Below are 11,627 nucleotides of genomic sequence, written 5' to 3' on the forward strand. Positions count from 1 at the left end.
AACTGTGTTAGGTTCTCGGCATCGGCAACTGTGAAGTTCAGAGGCAGCCATCAATTTTTGTTTGAATCAACTTTCACAAGTGTTTTAAATTTAGCGTTAGAATACTATTCAAATGGGAAAAAAATGAGAATTCAGTCCATGTTTTACAGATTAGTTGTTTTGATGGTAGCTCTAACCTTCATCGCACCTTTTGTCCTTTCCGCTCAACAGAATTTGGGGCAGACCGAAACTAAAGGGAGTGATGCTGTCTTATTGATCGGAGCTTACCAAGGTATTGATGAAACCGATGCCCAGAGTGCAGCACTGTTAATTGCTCTTGAATTACGCAAACAAGGTATATCCGTTGGCGACCCGGTTTATGAAGCAGATACCTCGGCGAGCGTATATCGAATTTCTTTTCGTCGTTTAGGTGGAAAGATACTGGTACACCTCACTCAGGAAACTCCTATAGGAACAATTATTATTGAGCGGCAGCTCTGGATTACCAGTATTGAAGAGATCATTGAAGCCGCACCCAGAGTGGTTGAGGCACTCGTCCACAAGAAGTCTATCGGATCTACGGTTGACATTGAGAGTGTGGTTGCAGATGATGCCCCGGTGTTAAGGAAGATATCCGGTGAGTCCCTCTGGACTATAGGGCTTTTCGGCACTTCGGTCCCAGGTACAAACTTCAATGGCGAACTTGGCTTTGAGGCAGGTTTGTCTTATCAAATGCCAACCTATGCTGTAGAAACCGAGCTTCGGATGACCGGCGGCGAATCTGGGAATGATAGTTTCGTTTTTGTCACTTGGTCGATTGGTGGTCGTTACTTCTTCAGCAAACGAAATATCTCCCCTTATGTAGGAGGCGGATTAGCCCTAGCTGGTGTTAACTATGAAACGAGAATAGAAAGAGAATATGACCGGTTCTGGGGCGGGTCTTACTACGATTCTAAGTCAGAAGGGGATACTGGCATGGGGGGCTATGTCATCGGTGGAGTAGAGATGCTACGTCTCTCCCGGAATCGCTTGACACTTGAATTACGAGTAGATAGAACTTTATTTCGGTTGCCAACCCAAGATGTGATGCCAATAACACTGGGTATCTTCTTTTCCAGTAATCATATTCTGGGTGATTTTGGACTGTTTTGATTTCAGAACCGAAGTGCCTCAAACCTTTTGACCCAGAAGGAGATTTTTTCGTGAAAATTAAGTTAATGTCCCTATCACCATTTTTGGCATTTTTAATGGCGGGGCTTATCTTTAGCTCACCTTTTGTGTCCCTCGCTCAACAAAATTTAGTGCAAGCTAAAGCCATAGCCGCTGCTGAACGAGATGCTGCAGACCATGTCAATAAGTCTGTTTGGCTCTGGGCAGGCTGTCTGGGTAATATAGTTGTGTGGGCTATTGCCAGTGCCTATGAACCCAATCCACCAGCAGTGGCTCTCTTAGGGAAGTCGCCAGAATATGTCGCTGTTTATACAGATGCTTATAGGGCAGAAGTCCGTAAAATTCGGACCAGCGGAGTTAAATTGGGGTGTGCTGCTTGGGCTGCTGCTTGCTGCCTCGTATACGGGCTTCCGAGCGTAGTGGGTCTCCTAGGATCACAGTGAACTTGAAAAGCACCACGGTGGCAATCCCTATACGCTAGCCTCTCTGTGCGTCAAAACATAACAAATGCCTAAAAATCTTCCATTTGCTATAACGTTTCTGTTCACACTCCTTTTCACCGACGCACTCCAGGCAGTGCCGTTAAAAACTCTCTCTCTCGACTTTACGCGTGAGTTGACCGAGAAAGACAAAACGGAGCACATCACCGGCACACTCCATTACGACGCAAAAGCCACGCGGGTTGTCGTTGAAGTCACCCAACCGCTCAAGCAAATAATGGTTGTGAAGGACAAGGTGCTGGAGATCTATTATCCTGTGGAAAAACAGGCGTTCCGTTTTATCTCCGAAGGGCGGATTCTACTCCCGTTTGTTGAATCCATCGTTCAGTCTACGCAAGCGGAGCACGGATTGACAACGATCGGGTATACTTTGGAAAAGCACGATATCGTAGACAAGGTGCTCTATAGCTACTGGAGTCCTCCTAAGAAAGCGAAAGACCAACTCGGGGTTATTATCTTAGGGATGCAGGACGACAGACTTATCTCTGCTGAGGTTAAGAATCCGAAAGGACATATCATCGCCAGATCACACTACCAAAACCACAGCAAAGTCGGCATGAACTATGTTCCGATGATGGTTACTTCCAGTACGTATGGTGAGAAATCTGAAGTCCTTCAATACGAACGGGTTGTCTATAGCAACCCACAGGTAAACGCGGATCCACGAAATCCAATATTCAATTTCACGATTCCTGAATCGATAGAGGTTAAAGAGATCAAATGGTAAACCGTCTCGTTCTTTGCTGTATATTCTGTTTGTCCGTTGTTTTTTTTGGTTCACCTACGTTTGCGGGTGAAGCAGTCGACTTGGCGTTTATCCGAAAAGTCAATCCGGTTATGAAATCGAAACCCCGAGAGGTTATCCGCTTTAATCCGGAGGAAGCCTCGGAATTGAAGTTTGTCGCGACGGGGTTGATCCGGCTTTACCAGGAGTTTGTCTCCAGCCAGGATGGTCCAACATGCAACTTCCATCCGACATGTTCTCGCTTCGGCATGGCGTGTATACAGGAATATGGCGTCTTGCGAGGGATATTGCTTACGGCGGATAGACTCCTCCGGTGCAACGGTTCGCAGGCGCAGCATTACCACAAAGACGGCGTAACGGGGAAATACATTGACCCTGTTTCAGACTATGCAACACTGAAATAGTTCCACATCTATACCATCTGGTAGGGGCTTTCACCCAACCGCACCGGACCGAAGCAATAAACATTGTCAAAAGTCGAATTTGACTCCGTTCAATTTGGGGAAATCTGTTCCTTATATTACATTGCAAAAACACTTACGGCGATATGAACACCACGCAAATACCCAAGTTCCTTCTCATAATCTTCCTTACTCTTACACTTCTATCCTTCGTAGCCGCTGAAGAACCCGTTGAATACTACGCTCCTGAAAACGTCCGCAAATTCGCCGATTTTCTGTATGAACAAGGCGATTACCTCCGCGCCGCGGGTGAATACGAACGCTACCTTTTTTATCAACCACGCGAAAGTGAGAAGATACGTTATAAAATTGCTATCTGCTATCGTTTTGCCGGTCAAACCGAGCAAGCCATCCAGAATTTTCACAGGCTCTTACGGACGCACCCTGAAGGTCGATTTATAAGCCGTGCCTACTATCAAATCGGCGCGACCTACTTTCTGACGGATCAGTTTGGACAGGCTGCACTATTTCTACAGGAGACGCTGCCGCGTATAACGGATACACCGCAACACGCCGAAGCCGAGCAACTGATTGGGCTTTCTTATCTGATGCAGAAACAGTGGTCTGAAGCGGGGGAGGTCTTCAAGACGTTGCAGGGGTCGGAGGTGAATTCAGTCAGCCAAAAGGCAATAGTATATCACAATTACGCAGAAGCAGGTGCCGACCTACCCACTCGTAGTCCGTTTTTAGCTGGGATCCTCTCTACAATTGTTCCCGGAGCTGGACGACTCTATACAGGAAAACTTGGCGATGCGTTTACCTCTTTGTTCCTCGTTGGCATCACAGGTTGGCAGGCTTATGACGGTTTCCAGAGAGATGGTCTTTCGTCGGCAAAAGGATGGGCGTTAGGTACACTCAGTGGCATCTTCTATGTCGGCAACATCTACGGCTCAGTTATTTCAGCCCGTCTTCACAACCGCCACGTAGCGGACGAATTTTTATCAACATTATCTATCGAATTGCCGTATTGATTGAGGACACCGCTGCACTGAATTCAACGCCTTGGGACGAATTCTGGTTGTGCGACTTGCATACAAAGTGGTGGTAACCCTGCCGTGATAGCTTCAACGTCATCTGTAACCATTCTCCCGATGTCGAAAAGCGCATGATCGATGGCACCCGCCATGTGACAGGTGAGTATTGTATTTTCGGTCTCTCGGACTGGATGATCGGGCGGTGGCGGTTCTTCAGGATAAACATCAATCGTCGCTCGAAATTTATCTGCGTTTGTTAATTCAAGGAGCGCGTCGAAATCAACAAGATGCGAACGGCTCGCTAAGACGAGTACTGCCCCCGGCTTAATCTGGGTCAGTTTTTCGTAAGTGAGGAGTTCCCTGTTTTCCAGTGTTGGAATCGCCAAGACGAAGGTGACATCGCACGTTTGCAGCAGTTCCTCCAGTCCCATCGGATGTATCTCCTGCTGTTGTAGATATGTGTCAGGAAGCCATGGATCGTAGGCATGGAGTTCACATTTGAAAGGTGCCAATAGCAGTCGCAGTTCCCGTGCGAGGTTTCCATAGCCGATGATACCCACCTTTGCATTATAGAGCGTGCAAATATCGGCTTGCCCGCGCCATCCCCATTCCTCTTCACCACGACGCATACGCCGATCCGCATCGACGATATTCCGTAAGGCAGCCAAGGCGTGTCCCAATGCCATCTCAGCAACCATTTTCGCGAAAGCCGGTGCGCAACTCAGCACACGTATACTCCGTCTAAAGCAGGTTTGGTAGTCAACCTGTCCTTTTCTCGGATGTGCCCCGCCCACCTCCATAATAGCCTTCAGATGCGGTGCTACATTTTCGTCAACGTCGCCGACACCGTAACTGGGGATACCGATGAGAATTGATGCCTCTTTTTTCGCTTCACTCCACGCATCTTCGGGCATCTGCTCATCTACTCCCCAGATAACTTCAACAGTCTTCCCAAGGCGTTGCAAATCTGCTTGTGTGAAAATTGTATTGAGTTGTCGCACTGGACGCGTATGCAAAATCGCTTTTAACATTATCAGTCCTCTCTTTTTACTTTAAAAGAATCTCGCCGTCAAAGTCTGGGATTTCATGATGCAGCTGACGATTACCGCTGTTGACCCCAACAGTGATGTTATTGAAAGTAACAGTCTGCTTAGAACCGCTGCGATTATACACCACCCAACCGTTTTCAAACGCGCGAACATAGAAGCCTTTCACGCCTTGATACTGAACTGCTTTCTCTTGGATGGGTTGTCCAAGATCCACGTCCCAAAAATCATACCAGTTGTGTAGATGGTCGGGGACAGGTATCGCATTATCATCACCAAAGAGAACGTAACCGTCTGAATGTGTTAGGCTCAGCGTAGTAATCATACGCATCCACTGTAGGTTTTCTTCGCTGTTTCTCTCCGTGACCCGTGTTTTGAGGTCTCCCATGTAATCTGTGACCACGCGCCAACCCTCTAAGCAATTGATTCTCGGTTCTCTAAGGCGTTGTTCCGCCCACAGTAGCGTTTCTTCCATCTGTAGAATCTGATCAAGGTTATATCCTTTGCGATATTCTGATTTATAACATTCCATGAAGATACCATTCACATAAGGCGCGGATTTTGGAATCTGACGCATATTCGCGTTGACGAGGATTAGGAAGTCGTCCCCGACGTGTTCCCGAATCTTGCGTAAGATCGACAGTCTCGCTTTTAACTCAGTCTCTCGTGTGAGAATAGTGTCCGACCAGTCATCAACACCGATTGAACTGGTCGCGCCGTCTTCGTTCCACCAATCCAGCATGATGCCATCAAAGAGTCCAGAATCGTTTAAGGCAATTGCTTGGTTGACCATCAGATTTTGCATATCTGGATTCGTAAAGTCTATGAGATAACTCAGGACAGTATCGTTTTCGTCAATCTTCCCATCCCCATTTGTATCTTCACCCCAACCGATAACGGGTTCGTCGTTCTTGTCCTTGAGCCAGTAAGGTGAGTCTGGTGGGTAGAAGCCGACCTCCCACCAGTTTTCCACCTGTGTTTCGTTTTCCCGCGAGAGATATTTCGCGTCTCTGCATCGGATCTCAACAAGCAGTAGAAGATAGGGGTTTAAGGATAATAGTTGCTGTTTTCTTTGACGCGCGGCATTGAGTTGATCTGGGTTCAAACCTGTCGCCATACCTTGATAAGGCTGCTGTTCTGATATATTCCAAGGAATTCTTAACAATGAGTAAGGATCGTGGAAAATGAGATCGTGTCGGGCGAGGCGATGGAGTTCATCTTCATCGGGGCGATTTTCAATGCCGTTCCACGCCTGAAAGATTGAAGGATAATTTCTCATATATCTTTTTTCCTTAGGACTTTTTTGTGCGTCCGCGATATTTGACGCTATTGTCCCAAGAATGAAGAGGAGTATAAAACATTTAATTCTAAATGTTTCCACGGTCTTAAGTGCCCTTTCTCTCGCGCTAATCTGACAGATATTAACAGGAAAACTAACGTTAGCCAGTGTAGAACGTTGATAGCGTTTGGCATAATAAAATTTTTCCTCCTTAAGTGTGATTTGGCATTTTAGCATGGATCGGTCTAATCTGCAATTCAAAAATGGGAATACTGTCTTAACAGAATTGTTCTTGCCTTATTTCTCTTTGGCGTTATACTGAATTCATAAAAAACACGAGACAACGGAGTAGGACTTGGTATGCAATACATATCACAGCAAAATGATTGGTTGGTTCACCCCTTTGATCAGCCTGCTTCAATAGAAGAAACAGACAATCGGCTTATTCTCAACAACGGTCTCATTCAGCGAACGTTCATCATTTCACCTAATTTCGCAACAGTCGATTATACCAATCAAATTACCGGTAGTAGTCTTCTCCGTGGCATCAAACCAGAGGCGGTGCTTACGATGAACGGACACCAATTTGAGGTAGGTGGGTTGAAAGGGCAGCCCGACTACGCTTATCTTGATTCGGATTGGATCACGGACTTGACGAGTGCCGAAAACGCGGTATCTATATCAATTCGCCAGATCGGTATTACCTCAACGGCGCAAACAAATGCGGTATGGGCTATCGCGAAACGAATTTCAGTTTGCCCCGCGAGCAGCAAATTCTAATTGCCCGGCAGAATATCTACGATGGAACTTATGAAAAGACACCGAGTATGGGCTGGATGTTCGTCCCTTTGGTGGAGTACCACGGTGGTGGAGAAGCCGCAACATTTGAACCGCTTTGCGAACACCTTGATGACTATGAATCACATCTTGCGCAGAACTTCGGTAGTGGTGTGATTGCGTGCTATCGCGGTCCCCGGCTTTTTGATACTGAAGAGACGAAAGCGGTCGTTAAGAAATGGGTTGACTTCTATAAAAGGTATCGCACGATATTGGAGTCTGACCTGATTCACGTGCGTCGCCCGGATGGGAGTTCCGTTGATTGTGTACTCCACGCCAACGCGCAGATCAATCCCTGTGGATTAGCGATGCTCTATAATCCAACTCGGACGATGCAGCAGATGACTTTGAAATTGCCTCTCTATTATACTGGATTGTCTGAAATTGCCAAGATTCGTGAAAGAGAAGGGGAACCCAAACAGTACATCATCGATCGGAATTACAACGTTGAGATTCCGATTAAGATGCAGCCCAAAAGCGTTAATTATCTCGTGATTGAACCTGATTGAATTCGATAGTTCGTGACGAAAACAGCGTAATCCGTGGTGGGATTGCGCTCGATTAGCCCCTACATTTACAAATGGAGGTAAAAATGAGATTCATCCAATCAGCAAAAGCGATATTGGTATACGTGATGCTGGTCTGCATCAGTTTCATGATTCCAAATCTAAGTTCTGCCAAACTCGATGCAGACGCACTTTTGGGAATATGGTTCTTTGATGAAGGTAAAGGGGGTGAGGCAAAAGATGCTTCCGAGAATGGCAATGATGGAAAGGTTGTTGATGCCCAATGGGTCGATGGCATGTTTGAAGGGGCTTTAAAGTTTGAGGGGGGTGCCCATGTTGCTGTCGGTGATTTCTCTGACTATGAGGATGAAGTGTCGATCGTCGCTTTGATTAAAACACCAGCCGCCCCCGCATGGTCTGACATCATCGTAGGTCCCTGCGGCGATGTTATCTTGACATTAAGGGACCACAAATTAAATTTCGCTGGACAGTGTGCCCAACCGATACCCCATAATACGTGGTCTACGTCCTTGTTGAACGATGATAAGTGGCATCAGATTGCAGGCACGTATGATGGTAAGGAAGTAAAGGTCTATGTTGATGGCGAAGAAGAGGCATCTAATGCTGCCGCAGGTCCGTTTATAGCGGGAGCTAAGTATATCGGTTCCAGAGACGACAAACAAGAGGCATTCACAGGTCTTATTGATGAGATCGCATTTTTCAATGTCGCACTCTCAGGGGCTGATGTGAAAGCGATTGCTGACAGTGGATTATCTGTCGCACTCGGTTTTGCTGCGGTTTCTCCGCAAGCGAAACTGACCACGACTTGGGCGAAATTGAAAAGCGAAACGATAGACCGCTAAAGGTATCAACTGCACGTATTGCCTCGCAGTGAGAGTCGTTTGGGTTGAATGGAAAGAACCCGATTTCAATACGTCAAACTCATGTTTTTCTGAACAAATTCAGCCCTCATTTGCCTAATCTAAATGAAGAGCGTATACTTCCCACAGAAATTTTCAATGCTTAGAGAGGTGAATGATGAGACCAATACATGTTATCATAGGGCTTTTTGCTTGTATACTGACGCTGTCAACAATAGTTGTAATGAATAGTTGGACCCAGAGTGAATTGTCGGTAGACGAAAAACGGTTCGATCTTGATCAGAGTGATGAACTTAGTGAATCCGAAAAGCAACTTATGTTTCGGGTGATGAGACTCGAAGCCGCCAGAGGCAGCAAATTCAGTGCGCAACAGATACGTGAGATGCAAAGTGGAGAGCGCGATAGATCCCGTCGAAGGGGTGGGTTCGGCGGGCGACGCGGTTCCAGGGAGCCTTCAGGACCGCGCTTGGATCCCCAGCAGGTACAATTCACGGACGGCACTGCCACAGTTCCTGACAGAGAGACCTTTGAAAAGTTATCGTATCAAGGAACAGATGTACGTATTGACACGCAACTGACGGGAATTGAATTTGTAAAATTTCAGATTGAAAATACACATACACAAAGTCCGCAACTTTACTTCATGAATACGGAGACCCATCGCTCGCATGGAAGTTTCATGAGAGTTGCTGGTTTGGGACGAGGACAAGGACAGATGCGGGGCGTGCTTAGTTATCGTCCACTCTCCACGGCTCCAAATGGTGAACCGGGAGTCTATACCTTTGAATTTAATCCCAATGATGCATTCCCTTTTGAAGAAATCAAACTTGCGCATGATCTGCTTGTAGCGAAAATGCCGATACTGAAAAATCGGATCGGTTATTGCCCGTTATGGGGGGCGATCGATATTTATGAACGTGAAAAAGCACGCTATGACGCAGCGGAATTCCCTGTCTATTTTGAAGACGATCTCTATGCGAATATCGGCTACCTTCCGCTGAATCAAGCAGCATCGTTCGGTAGACTGCGTATGTTGGAGACTGATGAACGTCCTTCACCGCGTGACATCGTTATCTGCAAGACGTTACCAAACGAAATGTCCCGAGTTGCTGGGGTTATCACTGGTGTGCGTCAAACGCCGCTTTCACACGTTAACCTGCGTGCGGTGCAGGACAAAATTCCAAATGCCTTCATCGCCAAGGCGTGGGAAAACAAGGAGATCGCACCGCTCATCGGTAGATATGTCTACTATGAGGTGAACGCCGACGGTTTTGAGATTAAAGGAGGTAGAGACACACTTCGCCGATTTACGTCCCTCGAAGGCACAGGAACCTGCGCGTGACCTCTCTGCTACGAAGGTTTTACCACTTGACGGTATCGGTTTTGCAGACGCGGCACGTTTCGGTGTGAAGACGGCTAACATAGCAACACTCCGGGCGTTAGGATTCCCCGAAGGCACAGTCCCGAATGGTGTTGGTGTGCCGTTGTACTTTTACGATGCATTCATGAAACACAACGGCTTCTATGCGGAGGCAGAAGCACTGCTCAGAGATTCTGAATTTCAGGATAATTACGACACGAGAGAAGCTAAGCTGAAAGGGTTTAGGGAGCGCATTGAGAAGGCGGAAATGCCGACATGGATGATGGATGCACTTTCGCAAGTACAGAACTCGTTTCCAGAGGGTACATCCCTCCGATGCAGATCCAGCACAAACAATGAGGATTTACCCGATTTCAGTGGAGCAGGCTTGTATGATTCCTACACACATCATCCAGAAGAAGGGCACCTCTCCAAGTCGATTAAACAGGTATTTGCAAGCCTTTGGAATTTCCGGGCATTTGAAGCACGCGAATTCTATCGTATTAACCACTTCGCTACGGCTATGGGGGTACTTGTCCATCCCAATTTTGCAAACGAATTGGCGAATGGGGTTGCTGTAACCGATGATGTCGTTTATCAAACGGTAGGAAATTACTACCTCAATACCCAGGTCGGTGAGGATCTCGTAACGAATCCTGAACAGCAATCCATTCCTGAAGAAGTTCTCATGGATTGGTGGGACAGCACTAACTATCGCACAGAAGACAACAAACGAATCTTAACGGATGCTTATCTGCATGAACTAAGTCGTTATCTCATGGTAATACACAACAAATTCAGTCAGTTATACGGTCCCGCTGGACAAACGGCAGATTTCGCTATGGAGATTGAGTTCAAGATTACAAACGAGGGCAAGCTCTCGATTAAGCAGGCGAGACCGTGGGCACAGTGAGTTACTTTCCCCAACCAATGTAGGCTCGGTTTCCAAACCGCGCCTATTGGTCGTGTATCACAAGAAACCCTTGCCGTTAGCGTTACTGGGCTTCCATCCGGTAGGTCCAGGCACCTTAGAACCCACCACCAAACCCATTACCACCACGTCTACGGCCACCGCCAGCCCCACTGTTGCCACGCCCGCGACTACTGCCAAAGGCAGCACCTCCGGTTTCAGGCAATTCTAAATGAGGTAGTTTAATACTGGCAAACGCGTCACGCTGTGCGTCGTTAAGCACCGCTTGGATTTCAGTTACTAATGTGTTGATCTGATTCATAAACCTGGTCCGTTGTTTATAGAATTCTTGAATTTTGGTCTGAAACTCAGTGCCGCGTGTTCCGCTTCCTTGTCTATTTCTGCGCATTCCGCCACCACCGAGACTACCGTTGGCACTTAACTGATTTCGTCTCCCTTGCATTTCAGACTCAAGCGTTCTTTTCGCAGATTCGTACTCCTCAACGATTGCTGCAATTTTCTTGACCTTTGGCTTAATCGTTTCGTGTTGTGTTTTGGTGAAGTTAAGTTTCGTTGAAGTCTCGTTGATATCCAGCAACTTCGTGCTGCTACATCCAGATATGACAAACACTGTGAGTGTAAAGAGAAGGGTCGTGTATAGGGTTCTACATTTCATTTTATTTTATTTCCTTTTGATTCTTTATAGTAAAATCCAAAAATATGTTTACAGTTCGTCAGTGAACAAGAGCCCACCGCCGCTGGCGAGGTTTCTAATCTCGCCCTTGCGTTGGTGTATAAGTAATTACGGGTTTTACTATAATAGGGATAGAAATCGTTGCGCGCAACGAACATGATCTATAGTAAAGTCCGAAAATATGTGAAAATTGGGATTTGGATGTCTCTGGCCTCGCCGATAAATGTCCGGACGATGCCTAAGTTCTGACTAATTCGCTTTTTTAAATTCACTCCAGATTGAGAT

Annotated in this window: 13 protein-coding genes; 10 read left to right on the forward strand and 3 right to left on the reverse strand. The window is 46.7% G+C overall.

Going from position 1 to position 11,627, the window contains the following annotated elements; all coding sequences use genetic code 11:
• Positions 1 to 138: 138 nt before the first annotated feature.
• The 5 genes from J4G07_11315 (at position 139) to J4G07_11335 (ending at position 3,826) form a co-directional block, all read left to right on the forward strand.
• A complete protein-coding gene (locus J4G07_11315; GenBank protein ID MCE2414586.1) occupies positions 139 to 1,131 on the forward strand; it encodes a hypothetical protein in 993 nt (330 codons plus the stop codon).
• A 50-nt stretch (positions 1,132 to 1,181) separates the two neighbouring features.
• Positions 1,182 to 1,592 (forward strand): hypothetical protein, encoded by a 411-nt coding sequence (locus tag J4G07_11320; GenBank protein MCE2414587.1) that lies wholly within the window; start codon positions 1,182 to 1,184, stop codon positions 1,590 to 1,592.
• Between the two features lie 64 nt (positions 1,593 to 1,656).
• Positions 1,657 to 2,376: a hypothetical protein gene (locus J4G07_11325; protein ID MCE2414588.1), complete on the forward strand. Its 720-nt coding sequence runs from the start codon at positions 1,657 to 1,659 to the stop codon at positions 2,374 to 2,376.
• Positions 2,377 to 2,486: 110 nt separating this feature from the next.
• Entirely contained in the window at positions 2,487 to 2,798 is a 312-nt protein-coding gene (yidD, locus tag J4G07_11330) for a membrane protein insertion efficiency factor YidD (protein ID MCE2414589.1), read from the forward strand.
• A gap of 143 nt (positions 2,799 to 2,941) precedes the next feature.
• The gene (locus J4G07_11335) at positions 2,942 to 3,826 is read left to right on the forward strand and encodes a tetratricopeptide repeat protein (GenBank protein ID MCE2414590.1); all 885 of its coding nucleotides are present in this window, start codon (positions 2,942 to 2,944) and stop codon (positions 3,824 to 3,826) included.
• A 23-nt stretch (positions 3,827 to 3,849) separates the two neighbouring features.
• Here the strand turns inward: J4G07_11335 and J4G07_11340 are convergent, their stop codons facing one another.
• Positions 3,850 to 4,860, reverse strand: coding sequence for a hydroxyacid dehydrogenase (locus J4G07_11340; protein MCE2414591.1), 1,011 nt, complete (start codon positions 4,858 to 4,860; stop codon positions 3,850 to 3,852).
• A 16-nt stretch (positions 4,861 to 4,876) separates the two neighbouring features.
• Positions 4,877 to 6,154: a hypothetical protein gene (locus tag J4G07_11345; GenBank protein MCE2414592.1), complete on the reverse strand. Its 1,278-nt coding sequence runs from the start codon at positions 6,152 to 6,154 to the stop codon at positions 4,877 to 4,879.
• A 360-nt stretch (positions 6,155 to 6,514) separates the two neighbouring features.
• On the opposite strand from J4G07_11345, the gene J4G07_11350 reads away from it, so the two are divergent.
• From J4G07_11350 to J4G07_11370, 5 genes are all read left to right on the forward strand, one after another.
• Positions 6,515 to 6,934 (forward strand): hypothetical protein, encoded by a 420-nt coding sequence (locus J4G07_11350; protein ID MCE2414593.1) that lies wholly within the window; start codon positions 6,515 to 6,517, stop codon positions 6,932 to 6,934.
• The gene (locus J4G07_11355; GenBank protein MCE2414594.1) at positions 6,883 to 7,500 is read left to right on the forward strand and encodes a hypothetical protein; all 618 of its coding nucleotides are present in this window, start codon (positions 6,883 to 6,885) and stop codon (positions 7,498 to 7,500) included. Before J4G07_11350 ends, J4G07_11355 begins: the two co-directional genes overlap by 52 nt.
• 83 nt (positions 7,501 to 7,583) lie before the next feature.
• Entirely contained in the window at positions 7,584 to 8,360 is a 777-nt protein-coding gene (locus J4G07_11360) for a LamG domain-containing protein (GenBank protein MCE2414595.1), read from the forward strand.
• Between the two features lie 172 nt (positions 8,361 to 8,532).
• Positions 8,533 to 9,720: a hypothetical protein gene (locus J4G07_11365; protein ID MCE2414596.1), complete on the forward strand. Its 1,188-nt coding sequence runs from the start codon at positions 8,533 to 8,535 to the stop codon at positions 9,718 to 9,720.
• On the forward strand, positions 9,650 to 10,651 hold the full coding sequence (locus tag J4G07_11370) for a hypothetical protein (protein MCE2414597.1): 1,002 nt from the start codon (positions 9,650 to 9,652) through the stop codon (positions 10,649 to 10,651). The genes J4G07_11365 and J4G07_11370 overlap by 71 nt, the downstream gene beginning before the upstream one ends.
• Before the next feature lie 115 nt (positions 10,652 to 10,766).
• Here the strand turns inward: J4G07_11370 and J4G07_11375 are convergent, their stop codons facing one another.
• A complete protein-coding gene (locus J4G07_11375) occupies positions 10,767 to 11,324 on the reverse strand; it encodes a hypothetical protein (GenBank protein MCE2414598.1) in 558 nt (185 codons plus the stop codon).
• Positions 11,325 to 11,627 lie beyond the last annotated feature (303 nt).

The sequence above is a fragment of the Candidatus Poribacteria bacterium genome, assembly GCA_021295715.1.
GTDB lineage: Bacteria > Poribacteria > WGA-4E > WGA-4E > WGA-3G > WGA-3G.